This window comes from Pseudoalteromonas luteoviolacea NCIMB 1942, from assembly GCF_001625595.1.
GTDB classification, from domain to species: domain Bacteria; phylum Pseudomonadota; class Gammaproteobacteria; order Enterobacterales; family Alteromonadaceae; genus Pseudoalteromonas; species Pseudoalteromonas luteoviolacea_A.
Map to the genome: position 1 here is coordinate 78,731 of NZ_AUXT01000171.1, position 26,383 is coordinate 105,113.

19 protein-coding genes, 1 other RNA gene and 2 pseudogenes are annotated in these 26,383 nt (G+C 41.6%); 15 read left to right on the top strand and 7 right to left on the bottom strand.

Going from position 1 to position 26,383, the window contains the following annotated elements; all coding sequences use genetic code 11:
* Nucleotides 1-35: 35 nt before the first annotated feature.
* A non-coding RNA gene (gene ssrS, locus N482_RS14050) (6S RNA) lies at nucleotides 36-218 on the bottom strand.
* Between the two features lie 320 nt (nucleotides 219-538).
* On the opposite strand from ssrS, the gene N482_RS14055 reads away from it, so the two are divergent.
* Genes N482_RS14055 through N482_RS14070 form a run of 4 tightly spaced genes read left to right on the top strand, consistent with a single transcriptional unit; the run spans nucleotide 539 to nucleotide 4,807 of the window.
* Nucleotides 539-1,102 (top strand): UPF0149 family protein, encoded by a 564-nt coding sequence (locus tag N482_RS14055; protein WP_063377630.1) that lies wholly within the window; start codon nucleotides 539-541, stop codon nucleotides 1,100-1,102.
* Nucleotides 1,103-1,104: 2 nt separating this feature from the next.
* Nucleotides 1,105-2,418 (top strand): Xaa-Pro aminopeptidase, encoded by a 1,314-nt coding sequence (gene pepP, locus N482_RS14060; RefSeq protein ID WP_063377631.1) that lies wholly within the window; start codon nucleotides 1,105-1,107, stop codon nucleotides 2,416-2,418.
* A 24-nt stretch (nucleotides 2,419-2,442) separates the two neighbouring features.
* Nucleotides 2,443-3,630 carry a 2-octaprenyl-6-methoxyphenyl hydroxylase gene (ubiH, locus tag N482_RS14065; protein ID WP_063377632.1) on the top strand — a complete coding sequence of 396 codons (1,188 nt, stop codon included), beginning with the start codon at nucleotides 2,443-2,445 and terminating at the stop codon, nucleotides 3,628-3,630.
* Nucleotides 3,631-3,640: 10 nt separating this feature from the next.
* Nucleotides 3,641-4,807 carry an FAD-dependent monooxygenase gene (locus tag N482_RS14070; RefSeq protein WP_063377633.1) on the top strand — a complete coding sequence of 389 codons (1,167 nt, stop codon included), beginning with the start codon at nucleotides 3,641-3,643 and terminating at the stop codon, nucleotides 4,805-4,807.
* A gap of 14 nt (nucleotides 4,808-4,821) precedes the next feature.
* On the opposite strand, the gene N482_RS14075 is transcribed toward N482_RS14070, so the two are convergent.
* On the bottom strand, nucleotides 4,822-5,667 hold the full coding sequence (locus N482_RS14075) for a LysR family transcriptional regulator (RefSeq protein WP_063377634.1): 846 nt from the start codon (nucleotides 5,665-5,667) through the stop codon (nucleotides 4,822-4,824).
* Between the two features lie 129 nt (nucleotides 5,668-5,796).
* Here N482_RS14075 and N482_RS14080 point away from each other — a divergent pair, with 129 nt between their 5' ends.
* The 4 genes from N482_RS14080 (at nucleotide 5,797) to gcvP (ending at nucleotide 11,102) form a co-directional block, all read left to right on the top strand.
* Nucleotides 5,797-6,369, top strand: coding sequence for a hypothetical protein (locus N482_RS14080; RefSeq protein WP_063377635.1), 573 nt, complete (start codon nucleotides 5,797-5,799; stop codon nucleotides 6,367-6,369).
* A gap of 117 nt (nucleotides 6,370-6,486) precedes the next feature.
* Nucleotides 6,487-7,569, top strand: a complete 1,083-nt coding sequence (gene gcvT / locus N482_RS14085) for a glycine cleavage system aminomethyltransferase GcvT (protein ID WP_063377636.1) — start codon at nucleotides 6,487-6,489, stop codon at nucleotides 7,567-7,569.
* Nucleotides 7,570-7,632: 63 nt separating this feature from the next.
* Nucleotides 7,633-8,022 (top strand): glycine cleavage system protein GcvH, encoded by a 390-nt coding sequence (gcvH, locus tag N482_RS14090; protein WP_063377637.1) that lies wholly within the window; start codon nucleotides 7,633-7,635, stop codon nucleotides 8,020-8,022.
* A 182-nt stretch (nucleotides 8,023-8,204) separates the two neighbouring features.
* Entirely contained in the window at nucleotides 8,205-11,102 is a 2,898-nt protein-coding gene (gene gcvP, locus N482_RS14095) for an aminomethyl-transferring glycine dehydrogenase (RefSeq protein WP_063377638.1), read from the top strand.
* A 231-nt stretch (nucleotides 11,103-11,333) separates the two neighbouring features.
* Here gcvP and N482_RS14100 read toward each other — a convergent pair whose 3' ends face one another.
* The 3 genes from N482_RS14100 to N482_RS14110 form a co-directional block, all read right to left on the bottom strand.
* Nucleotides 11,334-12,857 (bottom strand): hypothetical protein, encoded by a 1,524-nt coding sequence (locus N482_RS14100; RefSeq protein WP_063377639.1) that lies wholly within the window; start codon nucleotides 12,855-12,857, stop codon nucleotides 11,334-11,336.
* Nucleotides 12,858-13,298: 441 nt separating this feature from the next.
* Nucleotides 13,299-14,087, bottom strand: a complete 789-nt coding sequence (locus N482_RS14105; RefSeq protein WP_063377640.1) for a hypothetical protein — start codon at nucleotides 14,085-14,087, stop codon at nucleotides 13,299-13,301.
* 118 nt (nucleotides 14,088-14,205) lie between these two features.
* A complete protein-coding gene (locus tag N482_RS14110) occupies nucleotides 14,206-15,564 on the bottom strand; it encodes a hypothetical protein (RefSeq protein WP_063377641.1) in 1,359 nt (452 codons plus the stop codon).
* Nucleotides 15,565-15,799: 235 nt separating this feature from the next.
* Here N482_RS14110 and N482_RS14115 point away from each other — a divergent pair.
* The 6 genes and pseudogenes from N482_RS14115 to N482_RS14140 all read left to right on the top strand — a co-directional run.
* A pseudogene (locus N482_RS14115) lies at nucleotides 15,800-15,952 on the top strand (acyl-CoA thioesterase); the annotation flags it as partial.
* 231 nt (nucleotides 15,953-16,183) lie between these two features.
* Nucleotides 16,184-16,609, top strand: a complete 426-nt coding sequence (locus tag N482_RS14120) for an acyl-CoA thioesterase (protein ID WP_063377642.1) — start codon at nucleotides 16,184-16,186, stop codon at nucleotides 16,607-16,609.
* A gap of 289 nt (nucleotides 16,610-16,898) precedes the next feature.
* Nucleotides 16,899-17,888 carry a hypothetical protein gene (locus N482_RS14125; RefSeq protein ID WP_063377643.1) on the top strand — a complete coding sequence of 330 codons (990 nt, stop codon included), beginning with the start codon at nucleotides 16,899-16,901 and terminating at the stop codon, nucleotides 17,886-17,888.
* A gap of 268 nt (nucleotides 17,889-18,156) precedes the next feature.
* A complete protein-coding gene (locus N482_RS14130; protein WP_063377644.1) occupies nucleotides 18,157-19,164 on the top strand; it encodes a fatty acid desaturase in 1,008 nt (335 codons plus the stop codon).
* Between the two features lie 909 nt (nucleotides 19,165-20,073).
* Nucleotides 20,074-20,853 carry an MBL fold metallo-hydrolase gene (locus N482_RS14135; protein ID WP_063377645.1) on the top strand — a complete coding sequence of 260 codons (780 nt, stop codon included), beginning with the start codon at nucleotides 20,074-20,076 and terminating at the stop codon, nucleotides 20,851-20,853.
* A 1,345-nt stretch (nucleotides 20,854-22,198) separates the two neighbouring features.
* Nucleotides 22,199-24,043: a winged helix-turn-helix domain-containing protein gene (locus N482_RS14140; RefSeq protein ID WP_063377646.1), complete on the top strand. Its 1,845-nt coding sequence runs from the start codon at nucleotides 22,199-22,201 to the stop codon at nucleotides 24,041-24,043.
* Nucleotides 24,044-24,067: 24 nt separating this feature from the next.
* On the opposite strand, the gene N482_RS14145 is transcribed toward N482_RS14140, so the two are convergent.
* Nucleotides 24,068-25,183, bottom strand: a complete 1,116-nt coding sequence (locus tag N482_RS14145) for an MBL fold metallo-hydrolase (RefSeq protein ID WP_063377647.1) — start codon at nucleotides 25,181-25,183, stop codon at nucleotides 24,068-24,070.
* Between the two features lie 710 nt (nucleotides 25,184-25,893).
* Between N482_RS14145 and ppiC the strand changes: the two genes are divergently transcribed.
* Complete coding sequence (ppiC, locus tag N482_RS14150; protein ID WP_063374798.1) at nucleotides 25,894-26,172, top strand: peptidylprolyl isomerase PpiC; 279 nt, start codon at nucleotides 25,894-25,896, stop codon at nucleotides 26,170-26,172.
* A gap of 39 nt (nucleotides 26,173-26,211) precedes the next feature.
* On the opposite strand, the pseudogene N482_RS25665 reads toward ppiC, so the two are convergent.
* Nucleotides 26,212-26,383 (bottom strand): annotated as a pseudogene (locus N482_RS25665) (IS4 family transposase); the annotation flags it as partial.

Genomic DNA, 26,383 nt, shown 5'->3' on the forward strand with positions numbered 1-26,383 from the left:
TTTAATGAAAGTTAAATTTATAAGGTGGGTGTTTAAGTGTCCCCGGCTGCGCGGATGCGGATATAAGTCCTTGAACCCTAAGGTTCAAGGCGGAAGGCAACAACCCACCGTAGGCTTCTCGGTACCTGCCAAGCTTGCACAAAAGTGGATAAACTGCATCCCTTAAAAAAGTTTATCGGCTCAGGGACATAATCCACTGTCCGGCGAGCTAGGGAACGCTTTAAGTATATAAGACATCTTGGCTAGCTTAAACCTAAATTTGAAAAAATCTCGTCTGTTTGCTGCGAAAAACAACACTTAATAAACAGTGGTCTGATTTTGTTGGTTTTACGTACATACAAACGCGTGTTTACGAGAGTTATATGACTTTGGTAGTTCGCAAAGCATACTTGTACGTAAAAATTGTGTGCGGATAACAAAAACGGTAATTGTCAGATATAAAACAAGGTTTTTTTCTCTGTATGACAGACAATTCGTTGGAGTTGCTATACTTCGAATGGTAGCATAAACGCTATCAAGTGAATGAGAATGAAGCCTTATGATCGAACTAAAAGACTATCAGCAAGCTCAGTTATTGCTGGAGAAACACGGTATTTTTGTAGCACCTTCAGAAGTACATGGCACCATCAGCGGCATTTTGGCATGCGGCTTAAACATAGATGACAAAGAGTACCTAGGTTTACTCAGTGATGTGTTTAATGATGGTCAAGGGTTTGGTGTTGAGTTAAAAGTATTTTTGGCAGAACTATATAAGTTAGTTGTAGAACACTTTAACGATCCTGAATACACTTTTGAGGTGTATTTACCACAGGAAGACGAAGCGCTCAACGATCAAGCCAATGCCCTTGTTGCTTGGGTATCTGGGTTCCTACTTGGTTTTGGATTAAAACAAAAAGACTATGGAAAGCTGTCGGCAGATGTGAAAGAAGTGATCAGCGATTTTAGTGAAATCACCAAGCTTGATACACACTTTGACGACACTGAAGAAGACAAGCAGGCGTTTCATGAAGTAGTTGAGTATATTCGCGTGTCAGCGCTGCTGTGCTTTGCTGAAATGGGTCGAGAGCAAGGCGACGCGTCCACTTCTAAAACAGTGCATTAATTATGATAAAAAATGAAGAGTTTGTAGCTCGTCGACAGAGGCTACTGCAAAGCCTAAAAAACAATTCTGTTGCAGTGATCCCTGCTGCATCTGAGATAACGCGAAGTCGCGACACTGAGTTTCCATTTCGCCAAGACAGCGACTTCTTTTACTTAACTGGTTTTAAAGAGCCAGATGCGGTGTTGATACTGAGTAAAGGCAAAGAAGGTGTGGCAAGCAGCATTTTGTTTTGTCGTAATAAAGACAAATTGGCAGAGATATGGCACGGCCGTCGCATAGGTTTTGAAAAAGCAAAAAGCCAACTTTCGATGGATGAAACCTATGCACTCAGTGAGTTAGATAACGAGTTACTCACCTTCATCAATGGTCGACAGACGCTGTATTTTGCACAAGGGAATTATGGCGCATTTGACGACAAAATTTGGACTGCGCTGTCAACTTTGCGCGGTGCGCCGAAAAAAGGCTATCGCGCGCCAGAAGTGATCCAAGATATTCGCCCTCTCATTCATGAAATGCGTTTGTTTAAGTCTGACGCAGAAATAGAGGTCATGAGAAAAGCGGCGAAAATTAGTGCAGAAGCACACGTCAGAGCGATGCAGTTTGCCAAAGTGGGGGCGACGGAGTATCAGCTAGAAGCTGAGATCCACCATCACTATGCGATGAATGGCGCACGTTACCCTGCGTACGGCACGATTGTGGGCTCTGGTAACAATGCCAACATTTTACATTACACCGAGAATAGCGACGAGCTAACACAGGGCGATTTGATCTTGATCGACTCAGGCTGTGAGCTTGAAGGGTATGCTGCGGATATCACGCGTACCTTTCCGGTTAGTGGTAAATATAGCGATGCGCAAAAGAACATTTATAACTTAGTGTTAAAAGCACAGCTAGCAGCTTTTGCGGAAGTGAAACCTGGCGGCACTTTGGTGCAGGCGAATAATGTTGTGATGCGTATTTTAACAGCAGGCTTGGTTGAACTTGGCATACTAGCGGGTACGGTAGACGAACTTGTTGAAGCGCAGGCATGCAAGGCATTTTACATGCATGGCCTAGGCCATTGGTTAGGTTTAGATGTGCACGATGTTGGCGAGTACAAATTGGATGAAGCTGATCGTCCGTTTGAAGCAGGCATGGTGTTAACGATTGAGCCGGGGTTGTACTTTGACGAAGATGCAGAAGTGCCTGCACAGTATAAAGGCATTGGTGTGCGTATTGAGGATGACTTGCTCGTCACTCAAGCGGGTTATGAAAACTTAACAGTTGATGTGCCAAAATCTATCGAACAGATTGAAGCACTGATGCAAAAAGCCTAATCGCATAGTTTAGGAGTATCAGGCTTGCAACACTTTGATGTGCTAATCGTTGGCGGCGGCATGGCTGGAGCAACCGCTGCCATAAGTATTAAAAAACAACACCCTTATTGTCGGATTGCTGTGGTAGAGGCTTTTGCACCAAAGGCCAATACCCACCCTAGCTTCGATGATCGCAGTATCGCTTTGGCTGAGCAATCAATTGATTATCTGAATAGGTTAGAGCTTTTCAGTAAAGAGTGGCGTTTTGCCGAGCCCATTTTACAAGTCAATGTTTCTGATCGCGGCCACTTTGGTAAAACGACCATTGAACCAAAGGCGCACGATGTCGATGCGCTCGGATATGTTGTTGAAGTCAATCCCTATGGGCAATTTCTTCATCAGCAACTACAAAGTCACGATATTACGGTATTTTGCCCTGCGATGGTGTCATCCTTAACCCAACACCTAGACTATGTAGAGGTCTTGATAGCTTTAGAGTCTTCAGAACAGAAGATTAGTGTGCAATCCAGTTTGTTAGTCGTTGCTGACGGTGCACAATCTCCAACGCGCGCGCTATTGAATTTAGAGTTTAATAGCTTTCCATATGAACAAGGCGCCTTGATTGCCAATGTTAAAGTAGCACAGGGTCACAAAGGTCAAGCCTTTGAGCGTTTTACACCGCAAGGGCCAATGGCGCTACTTCCTATGAGTGAAGATAGGTATTCAGTTGCGTGGTGTATGAAGCGTGAAGCGCTAGATGAAGTGTTGGCCTATGATGATGCGCAGTTTTTAGCGCGGTTACAGCAAGAGTTTGGTTATCGCGGTGGTATTTTTGAAGCTGTGGGTATGCGCAGTAGTTACCCATTGGTGCATGGGCGCGTGTCTGATGTGGTGCATCATAGAGTGGTGATCATTGGTAATGCTGCACATGCTATACATCCCATCGCGGGGCAAGGCTTTAATTTGGGCGTGCGCGATATTCAATGTTTAAATACGTGTTTAAACCATCATGATGTGAGCGAGTGGGGCAGCCATGCATTCACTCAGGCATATAAGGTTGCACGAGCGCGCGATATTAGCCGTGTGATGACGCTAACAGATGGATTAGTACGCTTGTTTTCAAATCATTCTCGTACGGTGGCTTTTGGACGCAGCTGTGGACTGCTGTTAATGAGCCTGTTTACCAATTTCAAAGCGCCATTAGCCAAACAGCTAATGGGCCGAGTTAAATAAAGGACGCTTTATGCAACAAGCGCAAGTTTGTATTGTCGGCGGTGGTTGTGTCGGATTGACCTTAGCACTTGGTTTGGCACAAAAAAATATCTCAGTACTGGTTCTAGACGCAGGTAAAGCGCCCACGCCTTTGGGTGAGCAATACAGTATGCGCGTCAGCGCAATCAGCTTAGCCAGCCAGCAATTGTTTGAATCCTTAAGTGTATGGCCCGAGATTGTAGCAAGTCGTGCAACGCCATATTCAGCGATGGATGTGAGAGATGCCGACAGCTTTGGTAAAATTGCGTTCGATGCAGCCTCCCTCAATTTGCCTGAACTGGGTCATATCATTGAAAACGATGCGATCCGTTTCGCTTTGTATGAAAAGTTGCAAGCATATAATCAGGTGACATTGGCCTTTGAAAGTCGTTATAGCACCATTCATCAAACAGACACCGATGTTTTGGTGACGCTAGACTCCGGGTTGCCGGTGATGAGTAAGTTGCTGGTGGCTGCGGATGGTGCAAACTCTGGCGTAAGAAGATTATTTGATATGCCACTGAGCTTTTGGGACTATGATCATCATGCGCTGGTGGCGACCGTCAAAACAGACTTGCCCCATGAGCATGTCGCCAGACAAGTATTTTTACCGACCGGACCATTGGCATTTTTACCTTTGCATGAAGACAACATGCACTCAATTGTGTGGTCTACTTCCCCTGAGCATGCAGAGCAATTAATGGCACAGGATGATCAGGCATTTAACAAGTCGCTATCGGCGGCAATTGATATGCAGTGTGGGCTGTGCGAAGTACAAAGCGACAGAGCAGTATTTCCACTTACCATGCGCTATGCACAGCAATGGCTTAAAGGCCGAGTGGTGTTGATGGGCGATGCAGCTCATACGATTCATCCGTTGGCGGGCTTGGGAATGAACCTAGGACTTAAAGATGCAGCGCATTTAATTAACGCACTTTCAAGTGATGACGCTGAATTTGCGGCCCATTCGGTGCTGCGAGAATATGAGCGCACACGTAAGCTTGATGCGCAAAAACACATTGCCATGATGCAGGGCTTAAAAGAACTCTTTGAGGGCAGTCACCCAGCCAAAAAGTTAATTAGAGGTTTGGGGCTCAGCATGGTCGATAATCTAGGCCCGATTAAAAACTTATTTGTAAAGCAGGCGGTTGGTCAATAAACCGCCTCAAGGCACTACGCAAGTCGCAGTGCAATAAACTCGGCCAGTTTGTTTACCGCATGCGCCGATTCCTGTGTATTTTTAATTAAGCTGATGCCGATTTGCCCTAGAGCTGGTAAATGAGGCGTATGCTGTTGATAGGTCAGTTCACTTGGTACGGTACTTTTTGCGAGTACTGTGACGCCTAACCCTTCTTTTAGCGCTGCAGTTAAGCCGGTTAAATCGGCATTACTATACACAATGCGAAATGGACGACCGCTTTCTTGTAGTGCTTCAACAGCTCTGCGACGATAAATACATCCCTCTGGCGCGGTGACCAAGGTGACCACTTCTTGCTTAGCGAGATTTAAATCTCCAACCCATACCAGCTGGTCGCGCATAAATACGGGGTGGGAAACTGATTCTAGTTCTTCATTTAAAGCGAGCACTAGGTCGAATTGATCTTGTCTAGAAACAGAAAGTAAATGCTTACTTAATCTGGATTTAACCTCTAGCGCCACATCCGGGTACAAAGAAACAAAGTCGCCAATGATAGCAGGTAGAATACGCGCTGCAAATTCGCTGGGGATACCCAAGCGCACGCGTCCGGTCACGCTCTCGGAAGTAAACTGTTGTAATATAGCGTCATTATATTGCAGCATTTGCTTGGCTTGCGGCAGCAATAATTCGCCATACTGGTTGAGTACTTGACGCTGGCCTTGTTTTTTAAACAGCTTGCAACCGAGCAAATCTTCTAATCTGCGGATCTGCAAACTCACTGCCGGTTGAGATAACCCCAGTAATTCACCTGCTTTTGCAAAACCTCCGACCTCTACAACCGTGACTAAGGTGCGTAGGCCATCAATTGATAAGTTCTTCATATTTAAAAAAGCTATTTATAATTCTTGAATACATTAATATTATTTATCAATTGATAAATAATTACAATTTGTTGTTGGCTATCCACCACCCTATACTTTTGCTCATCTTAATTTCACTAAGGTGGTTGTATGACGTTTTCACCCATTATTTTTGCCAAGCACCGTCAGGGCACTGTTCCTGCGCAAAATGCCTACAGAAAATTGGAATGTCAGGTTGTTATTGATTTTAGTGGCTTCGAAACGACTCCTTTTCTTAATAAAGAGCTAGGTATTAACCTCAATAAGCTAATTGCACCGGGGTTAGGTATTCAAGGTGTATTTGCCAATGGCGATAGCTATGCCGTCTATTACTTTAGTGAAACCGCATATCGCTTTGTGCTAGGACAAGAAGCAGCGAACACATTAGTTGCTCTCGTTGCGGATCACGAGCATGAATATGACATCGAATTGATGCGTCGTGATGACCTAGCAATTGGCCAAATTTGTGGACAATCAGCTTTTGATTCGTTGTTGACTCATTTTTCGCTTACGCCAGGTCTTGGCATCTCTGATCTACAAACTTGCTATGGTAAACAAAGCGGTGACGTGTTTGTGACTACTTTACTGCAAGATGGCATACAGCAGCACCAACTGATTGCGCAGGCAAAGCCATTACTGGCTTGGCAAGAAAAACTCAGCGCAGAAGGTTTTAGTGTAAATTAATTCCGTGCATTTGAGTTGTACAGCAACTCAAGATTAACCCCGTTCGAGGTCATGCGATCTCGATAAGTGTGGCTGGCGTATTCGTTGGTTGCATAAGACAAAAAGTGAAGGACAAGTATGACTTCTAAAACAGTACTACATGCTAAGCACCTAGAAGCTGGCGCAAAAATGGTTGATTTCCACGGCTGGGAAATGCCAATCAACTATGGTTCGCAAATCGAAGAGCACCACGCTGTGCGTCAAGACGCAGGTATGTTCGACGTATCTCACATGACAATCGTGGACGTTAAAGGTGCAGGTGCACAGGCATTTTTACGCAAGCTAGTAGCAAACGACGTTGCTAAGCTGACTGTGCCTGGTAAAGCGCTATACACTGGTATGCTAAATGAGCAAGGCGGTGTTATCGATGACCTTATCATCTATTTTTTCACTGAAACTGAGTACCGCCTAGTTGTTAACTCTGCAACACGTGAGAAAGACCTTGCGCACATCGGTACTGTGGCAACTGACTTTGACGTCACAGTAACTGAGCGTCCTGAGTACGCAATGATTGCTGTACAAGGCCCTAATGCAAAAGAAAAAACAGCGACAATTTTAAGTGTTGAGCAGCAAGCTGCTGTTGAAGGCATGAAGCCATTCTTTGGTGCACAAGCTGGTAATTTATTCATCGCAACAACAGGTTATACTGGTGAAGCGGGTTATGAGATTGTTGTGCATAACGACGACGCTGAAGCACTTTGGCAACAATTACTAGACGCAGGTGTGCGTCCTGCTGGCTTAGGCGCGCGTGATACGCTACGTTTAGAAGCAGGCATGAACTTATACGGTTCTGATATGGATGAAACGGTATCTCCGTTGGCTGCAAACATGGCTTGGACCATTGCTTGGGAGCCGGAAGAACGTGATTTCATCGGCCGTAAAGTGGTTGAGCAGCAACGTGCAGAAAAGAGCACGGATAAGCTGGTTGGCCTAGTGCTTGAAAGCAAAGGCGTACTGCGTGGCGGTTCTAAAGTTATCGTAGAAGGTGGCGAAGGTGTTATTACTTCTGGTACATTCTCTCCGACTTTAGGTTTTAGCGTTGCCTTGGCACGTGTTCCTCGTTCAACAGGGGAAACTGCACAAGTTGAAATGCGCAAAAAGCTAGTAGACGTTAAAGTTGTGAAGCCTTGCTTCGTACGTAACGGCAAGTCAGTGATCTAAGCTATCATTGTAACGAGTAGAATAATGGGCAGTTGCCCAAACAAATGACCAAAGGAACAAAAAATGAGCAACATTCCTAGCGAGTTAAAATACGCATCTTCACATGAATGGGTTCGCGCTGAAGGCGAGGGTGTATTCACTGTAGGTATCACTGAGCACGCACAAGAGCTGCTAGGTGACATGGTATTCGTTGACTTACCAGATGTTGATGACGAAGTAGATGCTGGCGAAGACTGTGCAGTTGCTGAGTCTGTTAAAGCGGCTTCTGACATCTACGCGCCAATTACAGGCACTATCGTTGAAATCAACGAAGAATTAGAAGATTCGCCAGAGTCTGTTAACAACGACCCATACGGCGACGGTTGGTTATTCAAAGTTAAAGCATCTGACGAGTCAGAGCTTGCAAACCTACTTGACGCTGAAGGTTACAAAAATTCAATCGACGAAGACTAATTCGTTGTAGAACTTAAAAGCCCCATTTTCTGGGGCTTTTGTTGTTAGATTAAACCGTTTTGGTTTGGTTTATCTCAAAGCATTATTTTGTGACTGCGTTACCAAGGCCTTTGTCTGGCAACATTTGCTAGGCATCAATGCAGGACACACCCACTTAATTTGGATCATAGGAATCTGGACTAATGTCAAACGCCAAATCTCTTGAACAATTAGAGCAAAAGCAAGACTTTATTCGTCGCCATATCGGCCCGAATGCCGCACAAGTAAGCGAGATGCTTGCTGAGCTTGGAGTATCAAGTGTTGAAGAGCTGATCGGTCAAACGGTACCTGACTCTATTCGTTTAGAAACAGGTCTTAAGATTGGTGAAAGCCGTACTGAAGTTGAAACGCTAAGCTACCTAAAATCAGTAGCGGGCCAAAACAAAGTATTCAAATCATACATCGGCCAAGGTTATCACCCTACACACGTACCTAACGTAATTTTACGTAACGTGTTAGAAAACCCAGGTTGGTACACAGCGTATACGCCTTACCAGCCAGAGATCGCACAAGGGCGTTTGGAGTCACTTCTTAACTTCCAAACTTTAACTATGGATGTAACGGGCCTAGATTTGGCAAGTGCATCTTTGCTTGATGAGTCTACCGCAGCAGCTGAGGCGATGGCCCTAGCTAAGCGTGTAGCAAAAGCGAAAAAAGCAAATATCTTCTTCATTGCAGATGACGTACACACACAAACCATTGACGTAGTAAGCACACGTGCTGAACAGTTTGGTTTTGAGGTTGTGGTTGCACCTGCGAGCGACGTGGTAAATCACGAGATCTTCGGTGCACTATTCCAGTACCCGTCAACATCTGGTGAAGTGGTTGATGTAACTGATCTAATCGCACAAGTACAAGACAAAAAAGCGATTGCGTGTGTTGCAGCAGACATAATGAGCTTAATGCTATTAAAAGCACCGGGCAAACTAGGCGCAGACGTGGTACTTGGTTCTGCACAGCGCTTTGGTGTACCTATGGGCTACGGAGGTCCACACGCGGCATTCTTCGCAACACGCGATAAGTACAAGCGTTCACTTCCGGGTCGTATTATCGGTGTTTCTAAAGACCGTTTAGGTAACGACGCACTACGTATGGCGATGCAAACGCGTGAGCAGCACATCCGCCGTGAAAAAGCGAACTCAAACATTTGTACAGCGCAGGTACTGCTAGCTAACATGGCAGCATTCTACGCGGTGTACCACGGTCCTCAGGGCCTTAAGACAATTGCACAGCGCATCAACCGCTTTGCAAGTATCTTGGCAACAGGCCTTAAATCTAAAGGCGTTGCACTGAAGCACGACTCTTGGTTCGATACCATCACTGTTGTGGCTGAAGAAGCAGACAAAAATATGGTTGTTGGCCGTGCAGTTGCAAACGAAGTGAACTTTGCAATCAGCCACTCTGGCGAGTATTCAATCGCACTAAACGAAACAACAACACGTGCAGACATCGCTGAGCTATTCGACATCATCCTAGGTGAAGGCCATGGCCTTGATGTGGCTGCGATTGACTCTGAAGTTGCAGCAAACGACATCACAGGTATTCCAGCAAGTGTGGTACGTGATGACGAGATCCTAACTCATCCAAACTTTAATGAGTATCACAGCGAAACTGAAATGCTGCGTTACATCAAGCGTTTAGAGAACAAAGATTTGGCATTGAACCACTCAATGATTTCTTTGGGCTCTTGTACTATGAAGCTAAACGCGACAGCGGAGATGATCCCAGTAACCTGGCCTGAATTCGCTGAGCTTCACCCATTCTGTCCACTTGAGCAAGCGCAAGGTTATCAAACCATGATGACTGAGCTGCACGACTGGCTTGTAAATATTACAGGCTACGACGCAGTATCACTACAGCCAAACTCAGGTGCACAAGGCGAATACGCAGGTCTTATCGCGATTCGTAAATACCATGAATCACGTGGCGAAGGTCACCGTAACGTTTGCTTGATCCCAAGCTCTGCACACGGTACTAACCCTGCGTCTGCACAAATGGCAAGCATGAAAGTTGTGGTTGTTGGCTGTGATGACCAAGGTAACATCGACCTTGACGACTTACGCGCGAAAGCAGAAGAAGTGTCTGAGAACCTATCTTGTATCATGGTTACTTACCCGTCTACACACGGTGTATACGAAGAGACTATCCGTGAAGTATGTGACGTTGTTCACCAGCACGGCGGTCAAGTATACATGGACGGCGCAAACATGAACGCGCAAGTAGGTGTAACAAGCCCTGGCTTCATCGGCTCTGACGTATCGCACTTAAATCTACACAAAACGTTCTGTATCCCACATGGCGGTGGCGGTCCAGGTGTTGGTCCAATCGGTGTTAAATCGCACCTTGCGCCATTTATGCCTAACCACAGCATCATCAATGTTGCGGGCACCACAGAAGGTAACGGTGCAGTATCAGCTGCACCTTATGGTTCAGCGGCTATTCTACCTATTTCATGGGCATACATTGCGATGATGGGCAGCGAAGGTCTTAAGCAAGCGACTGAAATTGCAATCGTAAACGCTAACTACCTAACGGCTAAACTAGCGGATCACTACCCAGTGTTATATCGCGGCCGCAATGACCGTGTTGCGCACGAGTGTATTGTTGACTTACGTCCACTGAAAGAAGCGACAGGCATCACTGAAATGGACGTTGCTAAGCGTCTACAAGACTACGGTTTCCACTCACCAACAATGTCGTTCCCTGTGGCGGGCACACTGATGGTTGAGCCTACTGAGTCTGAGTCTAAAGTAGAAATCGACCGCTTTATCGAAGCTATGGTTTCTATTAAAGGTGAAATCGACAAGATTGCATCAGGTGAGTGGTCTATCGAAGACAACCCACTTGTATTTGCGCCGCACACCCAAGCTGACGTACTAAGCAACGACTGGAACCGTGCATATGACCGCCTCGCAGCTGCATTCCCAGTACCTGCTGTAGCAAAAGACAAGTTCTGGCCAACGGTAACGCGTATCGATGACGTATACGGTGACCGTAACCTGATCTGTTCATGTCCAGCTGTTGAGACATATGCAGAGTAATTGATATCTGATTGTCGGGAGAAATCCTGACATGGATTTTGATTTGAAAGCCGCCTTACGAGATTAAGGCGGTTTTTTTGTGGGTGGGGATTGGGGTTTCAGTTGTGACCTTACCCTCGTCACCCAGAGGGAGGTCTAAGAGCATGTTGCTCTTCCGGACGGAGGTTAGGAGCTATTTTTCTGAGCTGTCAGTATAAATTTTATCCTAGTTAATTATTTAATCGTTTCCATTTAGTTTTCACTTAGTTTTTTGTTCCATTCATCGGCTAATTCAATTAGCGGCTTCAAGATAGAGTTCTGCGTATTCTTGGTTAAGATATTATCTCGACTAACATCAGAGAGCACCATTCCCATTATTCGTTTCGAACGTTGGTGCTCTAATTCCAGAAGCTTTTCCAGTTGAATGGAATAGGATTGATACGTTTGAGGCTCTTGTTGCTGCATCCTTTGTATTTGACTTACAGACTGCTCTTTCGCTTTAAGAAGCATGTCCCCAGCTTCGTTGAGTAATGTTTTATAGTACTCGATATGCTCTTCTATATTGGCTGGGCCTATTATATTCGCCTTTTGGAGTGCCGAGGAATAGTTGAAGCAGGATTGGTTCGTCATGGCTTTTTTTATCAGGGTTGGGATGCCTGTACCACGAATAAACCTATACAAATTGAGCCCTGCACCTTTGAAAAACCCACCAGTATATTTGGCAACCATTAGAGACTGAATGAGTCCATCAATGGTTCTTAGGTCAGTTATGGCATACTTTTTCTCTAATTTCGGCAACCCCATAGATTCAATAACTTTGACCTGTATATATTCGCTGACCAGAGTATTGTTATGATTGCTTATACTATCTTCGTTGAGTTTATTGAATATAAAATCAACACCTTCCGCCTCTCTGGCGTTAAAATTACCTTCAATAACGCTATTAGTCCAGCCCTGTAAATGAGACGAAAGGTTATCAGCAACTTGACTGGAGTTTGCCGGCTCAAATAATTTCTCAACTTCTTCGGTACCCGGAATAATTGTTTTTACCACCCGGGTTACTAACTCGATGAGAGGTTTACTGTCCTTGGTTTCAACCATGGTATAAAACTCGAATGAATTTCGACAGAAAACACTCAATACTAGGTTGTTTATCACACGCATATACTTGATGATAGCCGTCCCCGCACTGATACTAGGTGCCCTAATAAGCTCTAACATGCTTTGTGTGTCATATGGCTCCTTGATCCAGGTATTTTTTAGCATTTGAGCCAGAATGGTTTTGTCTGATTGATCTTTATTGTTCCACCAAGGCAGCAGGTACTCCGAGGTTTGGATGGCATTGATCAAATCGTTGTATTGCTTGTCGTCGCAGCGGTTTAAATATACGATTTTATCGACATTGGCATTCATTGAACCCAATATATTTCCGACAGCGTAAACTGGTAATTCTAGGGCTGTCCCGTCTTGGGTTTGATTGTGGTTTAATACCGGCTGCCAGTTTTTGGATTTTTGTTCATAGCATTGTTTAATCAGCGACAACATCGCGCTATAGCGAAGGCTATAAATATTGTTGGCGCGTTGCCAATCTTGCAATCCGTTTTTTTGCGCTAAGCTTTCTACTATAAAATCACTGAGTTTGTTATTGGTATCGACACTTACAATTTTGTCTACATGAGTACCTGTTTCATAGTAGCGGGTGAATACTCCATTGTTGCTTTTTGCCCAAGCTGCGAGGCGTTTTTTAATTATGTCGTCGGCGATAAATGTGCTCATTGACTAAATACTCCCATTGCTGTTGATACTAAATTGTTGCTTAGTCTTGGAATTTATCGTTTATCAAGCAGGAAAACTCGGTGGAATCGCTTTATCTCCTTGTCTATTTTTATGCCCTTGCCTACAGTAGTGTTATAAAGGTTAACGTGGTTTTTGCCGAGTGATTAGGGGAGTAATAGCTTTAATTGCACATTTAATTTTCGATGAGTGCCAACGCAACCTTTCAACTTTCTTAAAGCGTGATTTACAACACCATTATGCCTCATATTGAATGCATTCACAGGAGAAAGGTATAAACGCCCCGTTCATTGGTTTACCGGATGAGCAAAGGCTGATTCGTTTTCAAAACAGAAAGAATGGGGCATGTCAAAACGAGCTTTAACTTCGGCTCCTAAGTTAAAGCTTTAAAATCAAATTCTGCTTGTAAGCCTACCTCCTAAATCAACGAGGGATGCTAAAACACAGGCAATTGTTGTTAGCACCGAGGTTGATACCATTGATAACATTATTTCCCAACACAATATGATCATTGCCGATAGAAACAAAGTGCACGAACTTATTGTCAACATTGGTGATTGACTGATTGATGCTCTGGGCTAATGCCATATTTGCATTCACTCGCGATGCCAGCAAGCTGTTGGTGTAATTTACGACTGCTAGGGTTCTGGCATGCATGCCTTGGTTAAGAGTCATCCCCAACGCTTGCAAACTATTACGTACATTTTGCGTCCACGGTTGATGGATATCTTGAAAATATTGGTTACTTTGATTGATTAGGTTCCCGGCACGACCAATGTCAATATGGTTCATCACTGGCAATTGCATCAATTCACTTAATCGGTCGAAGCAGGCATAACCCACAGGCTCCCAACCAAAAACATCACTATTTCGAGCCAAGTTTAGCTCTGTAAGATTGGGCACTACTGCTTGGAGTTGTTGTTGAGTCATATTGATAGCTGCATCTGTGTTTGCAGTCTCAACGTGAAGACTCAATTGACTACGAGTTAAACCTGCTGAGCAATAGGGTGTAAGGTAGCCATCGAGAATTTTTCCAGCTAGGCCATTGCACAAATCCAGACCGGCACCAGCACCACCACCTGGCGCGTGAGCATCACCACAAACAAAAATGATTTTTGCCGGTTGCGCCACTCCTTGAGCATTGAGTATGGTATTGAGATCGTTGGTTATTGCATCGAGGTTTTGTCCCGGGTTAATCTCATGAACGGGCATTTCTTTCTCCTAGATTGTCGCTGTCACTTTTCTACTTAGGTTTTAGGGTAAGGCGATCAGAGCGTTACAACTAGGAACATCTAATGAAAGATAAGGGCTTTTTTATTTCTCAGAAGCTTTAATATTCTTCCCACTTAATTTCACCTACATCGAATGTGGGGAGTATTTGATTTTCATTATTGTCGACATTGCTATCGGTGTATTGAACATCAATACTGCTTAACATGTCTTGATAACTTCCCTGAGTATTCATATTTTTCTTGGAAATCTGCATATTGCTTAGGGCTTCCTGAATATTTGTTTGTTTTGAGTCGTCAATTTCGTTTTCGTCCAGATCACAATCATCAAAACCAATTTGAACACTCTGCTGAGTTTGTATTTCTTTGCTATCGGATGGGGCGATATCTTCATTGATAGGCTCTTCCGGCAAAGTCACGATAATATGATATTCAATATCTTCTTTTTGATTGAATATTGTGTTTGAAAGTGGTGGTTTAGGCTTTTGGGTTGCCTTTTTCTTTTTGGGTAAAGACAAGCTCTTTAAAGGCTGGCTATCCATATTGCTTATCAAAAAGCGCTTAGCAACTTTATCAATACCAAATAAGTTTAATTCCTCATCTAGTCTAGACTTGCATTCGATCTTCAATTTTCTCAATTCTTTAGCAGCATCTTGTAAAGCCATGTCATGCAAACGTGGATCTGTCACATTGCGCCTGACTTTTTTGCTCAGGGCTTCCCGTACGTCGTTGGCATTGTAATAATCAAAATATTCCTTATGCCTCGGGATGTTACCGAAAAAGCATAAAAAAATGCGGTAGTGAGGAAAACTAACATCCGCAGCAATAGTTTTAGCAGTTTGAGTATTGCCTTGTATTGCTTGCAGAATCGCGACATCTAATTCAGTGTTAGTAGGTAATAGGTAGTTTTTTTGTCTTGCTAACCAATTGTTCTTAACCATGGTGCACTGCATAAAATTATCGAATGCTTCTTCCTTTTCTTGAGCTAAGCGGGCCCTAATCAAGCTTAAGCGAAATTCCATATCTCTTTCAATTTCAGCTGCGATTTTTGCTTTGTGTTCTTTATCTGAAAAAAGTTCACCTAGACGAAAGCATGCATTGACCAGCAAATAGGTTATTCCTATCGGCCCTGTACCCAGAAAAAGCGCTGCTGTGATCACATCACAACCCGAATTGAATACAAACTTGGTTGCTTTGTCCGCTTCTAATTTATTTAAAAGCTCATTACCAGCCAATTGGAAAACACCCATGCCATAATGAGGTTGAAGTGCGTAACTATGCATAGTAGTACTAGCGGTTGCGTTAACTATTTCCCCCGGATTGATCCCCAAGCCACCTTGTTTAGTTGGCGTTGTAACAAAGCCATACATGACTGAGCCATAGTCGACATATGAACCATAGGTGTCGCTCTTATTGGCATAAACAAGCTTGCCGCTCTCAAATGCATAATTACTATTCATGGTTTTACACTCAAAATATCACGTTAGAACTTATCGGGTGTATAGGTTAGATCATGTCTCAATATTTAAACTCGGGATAAATAGCTGATTAATAGTTGTTTAGTGATTAATAAGATATTTATTTAACTAGCAGGAGCAGATTCATTTGATCTTGGTTTTTAAATTTAACCAATCTTGCAGCTGGTACGATGAGTTGTTACTCTCAAAATAAATAACCATAATGTGAGGTAACATCATGCAGCAGTTTTTCGAAAAGTTTGTAATTAATACAAAAATTAATGTGGTATGGGGCGAAATGGATGCATTGGGGCATGTGAATAATGTGTCGTATTTTCGCTATTTCGAAACTGCGCGGATTGATTTTTTGAAACAAACAGGCTTACTTTCTAATCAAAGGGGCCAGAGTCATTTGATATGAGTTTTAAATAATCTGTAGTCCTCGTAATAGTCTTCGAATTTGTTTGTGGGAGGAATACAATGCATCATATGAAAAATCATTTACTCTGACCCCATTGATTCCCCTATTTGTGTAAGCGGCTCATTTCACCTTGACCAATCTTGCAGCTGGTACGATGAGTTGTTACTCTCAAAATAAATAACCATAATTTGAGGTAACGTCATGCAGGAGTTTTTCGAAAAATTTGCAATTAACACAAAAATTAATGTTGTTTGGGGAGAAATGGATGCGTTGGGGCATGTGAATAATGTGTCTTACTTCCGTTATTTTGAAACCGCGCGGATAGATTTTTTAAAGCAAACCGGTTTGCTCTCTATTTTATCTGAGCCCAGCCATAGCCCTGTGCTACGTGATACTTATGCGCAATATAAACGACCAATCACTTTTCCTGACATCCTGTATATTGGAACATATATTACTGACATCAAAGAAGACAGATTTACTATGCGCTACGAGGCATTGAGTGAAACACAACAAGCAATATGCACAACGGGATACGCAACTGTGGTGATGTTTAATATGAAAACAGGACAAAAAGCGGCCATTCCAGGCGATATGTTGGCTACCCTTAAGCAATACGAGATTTAAATCAATGGGGTCAAATCAATAGGGTTGGAGTTATTTGATCCCCGCAAATCTTATTTGTTTGGTCGTTCATATATAAAATGTCATTGAGTATGTAGATCCAAAACCGGATTGAGACCATAAGCTTAAATCAGATTAGCCATCAGTGACTCTGACCCTATTGAAATTAAGACACATTTACACACAAAATTCTTGGTGATACTAACTTGTGTTCAAGTAGTTAATGCGGGTACATTGTGTTTTTACGTATTTCCATTGGAATAGAACTCGCACTGGGGGATTTAGGGACGGTATGAAAATTAGCTTACTGTTTATTTTTTTGTGCTCTTTGCTCGTTATAAAATCAGCGGTAGGTTCAGAGCATAAAACGCTTTATTTATCGTTAGATACTTCTAATAAACATGTGCTTGTAAAAGCAACCTTAGGTAACCGTGTTATTCGCTACTCACTTGATGAGCTATCGCAACAAACACGATCTAATTTCGATTCGGTGTTGATGAAACTCAATAGCTGGGAGCTTGATAAGGCTTTTTTGAAGCAAGCTATCGGTCGCTATGAGTCAACGCTGCTTACGCCTATTGCCTCTCTGCTTGATAAAGCGACGCATATTCACTTTGTCTTAGATAAAGGCAGTTTTGATTTTGCATTAGATCTTATCTCGTACAAAGGGCAGCCATTGTTCCTGCAGTACCCTGTGTCATTTAGTTATAAACCCGTAAAAGTGGCTCATGAATACCGCTTTGATGAACAAGGTAATGGCCTGATCGTTAAAGATAAAACCACTGATCCTGAAAATGCCTCGTTACTGATATCTGAAATATTATCCAATACTAAGTATTATGAGATGGAGGATATGAAAAAAGAACAACTGACTAGCAAGGGTGGACTAGATATTGCGTTGTTGAGTTTGCATGGTATTGCAGATGAACGTGAAGCTTTTATGCAATTAAATGATGAACAAATACGTGCAGTTGATTTGCAAAACCTTAATAGCAAGCTGCTTTATTTAGATTCCTGTCAAATGGGGTCATCATATTCATTTTCAGCAAAGTTGGCACAAAGTAGCACACAATTTATTGTGGCACCGTTATTTGATAACGAGGCCGGAGGCTCTTCATCACTTACAATTAAGTCTTTTTTTACCAAGTTGAGCCAGAATATTTCGCCGGGAAAAGCCTTATATTTGACAAGAAAAGCACTTTTTAATCGATTCAGTAAGGCTGAAAACTTTACCTCAGCAATTTGGAAGGCTTATCCCTTTCGCGTAATACAAGTTCGTTAAAGCACAAATTCGCTAGAGTAAGGGAGCAAGTCGGTATTGTACAACCGTTCCGATAAGCTATCTTTAGCAAAGGAAAATCAAAGGGGTCAGAGTTATTTTATCTCATTTTTAATTAATCTGGACCCTTATTAGGGGTAGGGAATTGATAGTGGAAAAAGTGTAATGCAAAATCATTGACTCAGACCCCATTGATCCAAGCTAAATTCCCTCAAATTCATCACTCCTTTGCGGTATGATCCTGATATCAAATCAGTGAGCACAGCTATCAATGTCAAAATTAACCGCGAAGCAGAACATAAATGCGATAGTGACTGCGATTAAAGCAGAAGAGACATCGCTTAGAGCACGTTATCCTATTCTTGAGAAACAAAACAGCATTGCTATGGTGAGCCTGCTGTTGTCATTGTGTTCATTCATTGGCATTGCGACGCTGTATTATTTTGCCGTTATACCTGCTTGGCTAAGTATTATTTTGGTCGCCTTTATTACCTCCATTGTTCATGAACTAGAGCATGACTTGCTCCATAAGCAGTACTTTAGTAAGCGTCCATTGATACATAACTTTATGATGCTAATTGTTTGGTTGATGCGGCCAAATACAGTGAACCCATGGTACCGAAGAAAAATCCATTTACACCATCATAAAGTATCTGGTACCTCACAAGACTTGGAAGAACGCTTGGTGGGTAACGGTATTCAATCGCCTTTTTTGAGAGCTGTGGTTATCCTTGATGGCCTGCTAGGTTTGCTCATTAATTCAAAGCGTTTTAGTAAAGAGATCCGCGGCTTTAAGTTTTTACAGGTCTTTAATGCTGGTGCTCCGCTTGCGACGGCTTATTTTGCGGTTTTATATGGTGTGATTGCTTACTATGCGCTGCAATTTGTGATGCCATTCACATTGCCAGCTTGGGGGGCAGAGTTACTGGCGGTGGCTGAGTTTTTAATGGTGGTACTGATTTTGCCAAATATGATCCGCTCAGCGTCGTTGAATTTGATTACTTCTTCCATGCATTATTATGGCGGTGTGACGAATGTATTAGAGCAAACCCATGTGATCACCAGCCGTTGGTTTTTACCTTTTCAATTATTTTGCTTTGATTTTGGTCGTACACACACAATTCATCATTTTGTGCCCAATCAACCCTTCTATATTAGGCAATTAATAAGCAAAAAAATACGGCCAATTATGGCCCAGCACGGAGTACGTTTTGATGATTTACACAGCTTAAAGCATGCAAATAAGTACCGAGTAAAAGGGCAGGAAAGTTTAAAGTAACAATCAATTGGGTCAGAGTCGTTTGACCCTATTCAAAAAATACCTAACTCTAAATAAGGCTTAAAAAGCGGAAGAATGACGAATCAAAGAGATTAGAGTCACTTGATTCCACTAAAGACCTCTGCTCTAGTTAGTCACCACTGAAAAAACATTTAATTTCCTTAATCAATGGGGTCTAATCAATAGGTGACCCCATTGAAAGTGCTAGTGTGCGAATTAACGGATGGTGATGTTGTGTCGTTGCGCAGTAAATTCGGGTAAACCTGCGGCAGTAACTTATAGCTATTTTCACCAAACCTCAATTTGATGAGCCTTTGTGAGTGGTGGCACATTTTGCGTACCCGCTCAATACATACACTATATTTGCGATTTTATTCATTGTGGTGACATTACCAAATTTAATTTTGCTCTTTGAGGCATTTTTCAAACCAAATTTACTAAGGTGTGGGATATTGTTTGTCTAGGCCTTGAAAATAGGGGGCAAAAAATTGATCCCTACTTGTGTCAGAGGTCAATGTCATCCAAGGTGTCAATTTTTTGCAAGATGCAGCTTCACTGTAATTAGGTTTAGCGAGGCATTAGAGTTAAGAGGTAACTTGTGGCAGTCAGATGCTATGTTACTTATATGCTAAAAGGTAGGGGGAGATCTTAGCTTACTAACTCAACAAAAAATGCGAGACCTTATATCTAAACTCAATTAAATGGGATAAGGTACAAGGCGTAGCGTTGAACAGTCTCGGCTAATTTTTATAAAAATTCACTCATCTTTCCACTCACAAGCTGTTAACTCTTTCTCGTTATCTGAGTAAGGGAAATTACTTAAATCGATGTTTGGGCATCGTAACTTTAATGAGGGGTTGACTGCGCGAGCGTTACTTAAAAACTAATAAAAAATGGATATATAGCTCTATGGAAAAGTTAAAGAATATTATTATTATCATGGTACTGTGCACGTTTTCGAAGATCTCACTGGCAACAGTTTTAAACATTGAACATGTTGCCAATTCTGGTGTTAAAATTTCATCGGGAGAGAAAAGTATTCTTATTGATGCGCTGTTTGAACCTCATAAACGCTTTAATTCTCTTAATGAAGAAGAAAATACTCAGCTAACTTTACAGGGAGCGGATGTAGTTGTGGCAACTCATGTGCACAGCGATCACTTCGGGAACAATCGAGTGGCAAATTTTCTTAATAAGAACCCAAAAACCCTATTTTTTGGCACACCGCAAACTTTGACGAGATTAGAGGGAAAAGTAACACCTTCTCAGTTGCGAACCGAAAGCTTGACTGCGTTTGAGTCAAAGCTTTTCAAGCATGATGGTGTTCATATTGAGGCGTTGAACTTTCCTCATATGGGCTCACACGTGCACGCCAAGACTCAAAATTATGCTTATCTTATTGAGTTGAATGGATGGAAAGTGCTTCACATAGGCGACGGAGATATTAATGAGAACCGCATTGATGGTTTAAAGCTTGCGCACAAAAATATTGATGTCGCACTTGTACATGACCGATGTTTAGTACAACAAGACTGTGCACAGAGGATGAAACAAATGAATGTTGGACAAGTTGTTTTTGTGCATATGACTGATAACAGAGTAAAGCCTGTATCAGCGTGGATAAAGGAAAATTTGCCTAGCGCAAATATACTGGTTACTGGCCATGAAAAAGTGAGTATTCGTAGATAGTGGTCGTGATATAGGTTTAGACACAAATATATAAAAAACAAATAAACCATTTCTCTAAAAACAATACCTCTGTCTAGACAGAAGCAAAGCGAAGCAAAGGACATCCATTTGTTGTTCGAAAATGTCTGTCCTTGCTACTTGACTCTCAACGAACATGTCCCGATCGCCAAAAAATGATAAGTATTTTTTTATTTAGCAATAACACAATACAAAATTGTAAAGTACAGATCAGGCAGGCCATATCACGCCAATATATTCTATTTAGTTTTATAAACGCCTTTGCTTTCCAAATCGACTAAACAAGGCTGACGGGTAATAATTAGAGCAAGGCATAATGGCAGCGGTGCGTTCTCCGAATTGCATGAAGCTTTGTTGTGTATATAAAGTAGTGGGTATCACAAACGATCCCGGATCTAGCTGCTCCTGATTTCAAAATCATTTAAAGTGTTTCACAAAAATAATCTTCTTCAATGAACATTTGCTCCAATCAAAGGGGTCACCCATTGATTAAAGACTACTTTGTAACGATTGACGCATGGGGTGCCAAAAATAAATAGCGAAAGAAACCTTTTGATTAAGAAGCTGACTATCAAAAGAATAGAGAAAAATTCAGGTGCTGCGTACTGAACCATGACTTAACTGCACTATCAGAAACAATGTGCTGGGAAGGCGCAAAAACAATCGGCGGGATTGTTTTGTAAAGTAAGTAAAAGGTAATTTAAAAAATGGGTTATGTTTTATTTGCTATGTCGGTCCAGCACACCTAACGGTAGAAGAGCTGGCAAGAGCAGCGCGACAACACTGGTAAATAGAAAACGGATTACACAGACGTTTAGATGTGTGCTTCAAAGAAAGTGGGTGTCGAATTCGACGATAAGGTGCAGCTACAGTGTTTGCGGGCTTAGGCATATAGCCTTTAATCATTTACAAGCTGAAACAAGCTTCAAGAAAGGCATGCCAGCAAAACAAAAGAAAGCGATGCGCAGTACAGATTACATTGAAAGGTGTTGAACTTATAGCGCTTTTTCATGCTCTTGCTATTGATCCTGACTTTGAATAGGCTAAACAATAGTTGGCCCCTAAAATTACATACCAATTCAATGAGGTCGCGACTGAGTCATCTCCATTGATTCAAAGTAATAGGCTGCTTTTTTTACTTACGCTAGTCGTAAACTTGCCCACCGCTTTCTTGCCCACCGCTTTATAGAGACTCTGTTGCAGGAGATGCAATCACCACTAATAATAGCGTGTTAGTCATTTTTTTGATATATTAAATCATATACTTAGTTAGCTTTGATGACGTTGTTAAGGCTTGTAAGCTCTAAAATAAACTAACGAATTCATTATGCGCTATTATTTTGAAAAGTATTATTTTGACCATGATACTTTCACCCTCTATTACAACGAAAAGCCCAGAGCCTTAAAAAGTAATGAAGCTAAGTTATTGGCTTTATTTATTAAAAACACAGACCAGATATTAAGCAAAGAACAGATACTTGATGAAATTTGGGGTCAGCAGGTTGTATCTGAGCAAGTTGTTTTTCAAAATATTAGTCACCTTCGGCGTGTTTTTGGTAATGATGCGATAAAAACGTTTCCCAAAAAAGGCTACCAGTGGCAATTACCATTTGAAGTAAGAAGCACCGTTGATACTGAAAAAGCACTTGAGTTATCGGGTAAACGGTCTAGGCCTCTATATTATCTGTATTCAATTATTACGTTACTCGTAATAGTTATCTTGGCTTTATTGTTATGGTTTTCTTTTAACGAGTCACCAGCTCAGACAAAATCTTCTAGTAAGCTTTACGTTGTCCCCTTTTCATTTTCTGATTCATTAAATAAGTCGCAAGTTGCTCGTTTTAATACTTTGATTGCTGGCAATAAAGCTTATCGCAATGATGGTTTTCATTTATCTTCTTTAGACACGACAGACTTGTTTCGCTACTCTGACATTGCCAGAGAGCAAGCTAAGCTTGATAACACATCAATGCTGCTATCGGGGTATGTATCTAATTTTGATGAGCAAATCATGGTTGAGTATAAGATACTGGGTGCGAAGAGGGATTGGCATGGCTATATCATTGCGCAAAGTGAAGAATTAATAGCAACCTCACTTGATGCAATCTTTGATAGTTTACACAGTAGTGGGTATCTGAGTGAACCAAACCCGGCATTATTAGCTGCGAAATTACGCCTGCTTTTAGAGCAACAACCTAATGACTTATCAATTATATATCACTTAATTAGGCAGCAGATAAATAATCAAAACTATGATATCGCGAGGGCATTAATAGAAAAGTTAATTATATTATCAAAAAAACAACTTAATTTACCTTATACCGTCTTGGGGTTATATCTTAAGGGCGGTATTTTGCATCAGCAACACGCGTATGAACATGCCTCTCAATACTATAATCAGGCATTGGATTTACTGGAAGATACATCATATTCAGATATTTCATATCACATAGAGTTAGCTTTGGCATGGCTAGCGTATGCACAACATAACCAAAGCGAAATGCAGCATCATATTCGAAATGCGACTAAGTATGCAGAGCAAAGTAATGATGTGCTCTCTCAAGTCTCAGCTCAAACAACAGGTTCGATTTTATCACATAAGTTAGGAGACTTGGTTAATCGTTATCAGTATTTAAATACTGCCAAGTCGCTGTTGATCACCTATGAAGTTGAAGAAGCATACTTTGCTATTATTTTCTATCATTTGGCACTTTTTTCACCAAATAAGACGGAAGCTGAATCTTATTTTTTAAAATTGTTGGGTCTAAAAAAATTATCTAGCTACCAGTGGGTTTATGAAAGTAGCATTGAAGACTTACTAACTTTGTATATTGAGAAAGGGAGCTGGGAACAGGCGTTATCGCTTTTCAAAACACAGCCTGAAAGTAGTTTCAATCTGAATCAAAAAGCCAGAGTACTTCGAGCTCAGCAAGATTTTAGCGGTGCTATGAAAGCTGCAAATCAAGCATTTTATAACGCTAGGTTAAACTATGAGCATAATAATGCTTTGCACAGTGCTTTGTTACTTTATCAAATGCAGCCATACATGAGTGAACTTAAAGCGATCGAATATAAGAATTACATCAAAGAAAGCGCATCAAAGTTTTGGCTTAAGAAACATCGTATTGAGCTTACTGAGCTTGGGTATTTTGATGACTTAGTGAGTAACTAAGCCATCAAATAATACTAACGCTAACTAATCTTTGTTCGAACTAAGTAGTGCGTGATAGTTAAGACTTTCTCCCATTTTTAACGTTCTCACGATAAAACTTGGATTAGATTGCTCGATAGCTAAATCTAGTCGTCTTAGCGGCTCATGAACATGTTCACACCCTAAGGTCCAAGTACCATAGCCCCATGGGACAAATACTTTACAACCTAAGTCTTCAGCAGCATTGATTGCATCTTCAGGCGACATATGCACTCGTCTCTTTCCTTCATGATAGGCGACGATTGGCATTAGGCAGACATCCATGGCTCCCATTTTCTTTTTAATATCTTTAAATACGTCGCTATAGCCAGTATCTCCTGCAAAATACACTTTATATTTGCCATCATCTAACATCCAGCTTCCCCATAAGCTGTTGTCTGTATCAAATATCCCTCTTGAAGAATTATGGTTGCTAGGTAAAAAGTGCACTTTGGTTTGCTTATGCTGAGTGTGTGTGTACCAATCCATTTCGGTTTTTGGACCGCGTTCGTAATTTACATCAGTGCTGCTATCTAAGGGTAAATATAAGTGTGTGTTTTTACTAAATTCATTTAGTGTTGTATTACTTAAATGATCGAAATGGTCATGGGAGATCAAAACCCCAGAAACAAAATCTAGCTCTTTGGCATTCACTGGGGCTTCACCAAGGCGAACAAAAGAAGTACTCATTTGTTGTCCTAGCCAACCTAAAAAGCCATCGAATTCATGAAATACAGGATCAGTTACTAAGGCATCATTATTCATTTGTTGGATCAAGAAACTGGCATGGCCTAGCCAAGTCAATTCACCCCTTCTATCTGCGTTAATTTCAATATTTGGATAAACTAAATCATTGAAGTTGTAACCATAGCTCTTACTGTATTTATGAGAAGGAACCGGATCTAAAAATGCTTTTTCAACGACCTTTTTCTCTTCAGGTTTAAGCATATCTAAATCGTCATTGATATGGTGAGGACCGTTACCTATAAAGTGACTGGGAAATAGGTTTTCATACCTGCCATTATTTGTGTTTAGTTCAGGGTTTTCTATGCGCTCTATTTGTGTTGAACAACCGGTTAGCAGCATAAGAGAAATAACATGTGTTAGTGTTTTTAGTTTCATAAATAAGATGCCCTGTTTAAGTTTTGTAGCATCTTAAAAAATGAGTGCAGGCTTGGTCTTATTTAAAATTTATTTTCAGTAAAATAGAAAATGGATAGAAATTTTATCCTTATAAAACAGGTGTTTATTTTTTTAATTTATCAGATTTGTATTTTTTATAACACCTTTTAATCGAAAACCTCATATTTCTAAACATCGTATTGTAAAAAGTACATGCAAATAAATACACTTACATGTGCGAGTGCAGTTTACCGCTGCCGCAGGGTGGGATGACAAGTAATTAATGGAGGCAGAGTCATTTGACCCCATTGAAATTAAGCATTGTGCAACTGACCTATGAGCATACATACAACAGCCTATCCCTTTTATCACACCCTGAAAATACACAATCGATGAGTAATGTGCTCGTAAGGTGGGATTTTGTTCCCGATAAATACGTAAGTTGGTGTCAGCAGCCGTTTTTAAGTGATGTGTTAATAAAGTGACTTCTAAATCAATGGGGTCAAATCAATGGGGTCAGAGTCATTGGTTCCTGTCGAAGCGCATGTTAGATCTGGCCTTTTATATCTTCTGTGATTGTTCACAAAGTCACACTTAGCTTTTATCCACATTACTTGTAATTAGTGCCTAAGCACTCATCATTCACGGCGTTTTGGTGTATTATTGCTGTCATAAAAAGTGCAATAATTTGAAAGTGAGCATTGAGTGATATGGCCAGTACAGCACATGCGTTACACATATTGGTAAAACATAAAGAGCAAGCAGAAGATATTCTTCAGCAATTAAAAAAAGGGGCTAAGTTTCAAACACTGGCAAAAAAACATTCGACCTGTCCATCTGGTAAAAAAGGGGGGGATTTAGGTGAGTTTAGGCGCGGTACCATGGTCCCTCAATTTGATAAAGTCTGCTTCTCTTGTGAAGTGCTCACGCCGCAGCTAGTTAAAACGAAATTTGGCTGGCACATCATTAAAGTCTTGTACCGCACGTAAAATATCAATGGGGTCAGAGTCTGAGGGATCCCCACAAAACTAGTAGCATGCTTGTGGGTCTGCCATTAGTATTTTCAATTTAGCTAAACCCTCTAACCAGTCTGATTTCGTCAGCTTTAAGCGCCTGTCTTTAAATGCCCGTATGCCGATAAATTGGCACGATAATACATTCCGAGACTTGACTGAATTTGCTTGATATTGATATTGCAAT

Bases quoted from the DNA above. Each gene is read 5' to 3' on its own strand.
- N482_RS14100 (WP_063377639.1), bottom strand. From the start codon at position 12,857: ATGAGCACATTTATCGCCGACGACATAATTAAAAAACGCCTCGCAGCT.
- N482_RS14120 (WP_063377642.1), top strand. From the start codon at position 16,184: ATGCAGGAGTTTTTCGAAAAATTTGCAATTAACACAAAAATTAATGTT.
- N482_RS14145 (WP_063377647.1), bottom strand. From the start codon at position 25,183: ATGAAACTAAAAACACTAACACATGTTATTTCTCTTATGCTGCTAACC.
- gcvT (WP_063377636.1), top strand. From the start codon at position 6,487: ATGACTTCTAAAACAGTACTACATGCTAAGCACCTAGAAGCTGGCGCA.
- gcvH (WP_063377637.1), top strand. From the start codon at position 7,633: ATGAGCAACATTCCTAGCGAGTTAAAATACGCATCTTCACATGAATGG.
- pepP (WP_063377631.1), top strand. From the start codon at position 1,105: ATGATAAAAAATGAAGAGTTTGTAGCTCGTCGACAGAGGCTACTGCAA.
- N482_RS14140 (WP_063377646.1), top strand. From the start codon at position 22,199: ATGCGCTATTATTTTGAAAAGTATTATTTTGACCATGATACTTTCACC.
- N482_RS14135 (WP_063377645.1), top strand. From the start codon at position 20,074: ATGGAAAAGTTAAAGAATATTATTATTATCATGGTACTGTGCACGTTT.
- N482_RS14130 (WP_063377644.1), top strand. From the start codon at position 18,157: ATGTCAAAATTAACCGCGAAGCAGAACATAAATGCGATAGTGACTGCG.
- N482_RS14070 (WP_063377633.1), top strand. From the start codon at position 3,641: ATGCAACAAGCGCAAGTTTGTATTGTCGGCGGTGGTTGTGTCGGATTG.
- N482_RS14075 (WP_063377634.1), bottom strand. From the start codon at position 5,667: ATGAAGAACTTATCAATTGATGGCCTACGCACCTTAGTCACGGTTGTA.
- N482_RS14110 (WP_063377641.1), bottom strand. From the start codon at position 15,564: ATGAATAGTAATTATGCATTTGAGAGCGGCAAGCTTGTTTATGCCAAT.
- gcvP (WP_063377638.1), top strand. From the start codon at position 8,205: ATGTCAAACGCCAAATCTCTTGAACAATTAGAGCAAAAGCAAGACTTT.
- N482_RS14055 (WP_063377630.1), top strand. From the start codon at position 539: ATGATCGAACTAAAAGACTATCAGCAAGCTCAGTTATTGCTGGAGAAA.
- N482_RS14125 (WP_063377643.1), top strand. From the start codon at position 16,899: ATGAAAATTAGCTTACTGTTTATTTTTTTGTGCTCTTTGCTCGTTATA.
- ppiC (WP_063374798.1), top strand. From the start codon at position 25,894: ATGGCCAGTACAGCACATGCGTTACACATATTGGTAAAACATAAAGAG.
- N482_RS14080 (WP_063377635.1), top strand. From the start codon at position 5,797: ATGACGTTTTCACCCATTATTTTTGCCAAGCACCGTCAGGGCACTGTT.
- N482_RS14105 (WP_063377640.1), bottom strand. From the start codon at position 14,087: ATGCCCGTTCATGAGATTAACCCGGGACAAAACCTCGATGCAATAACC.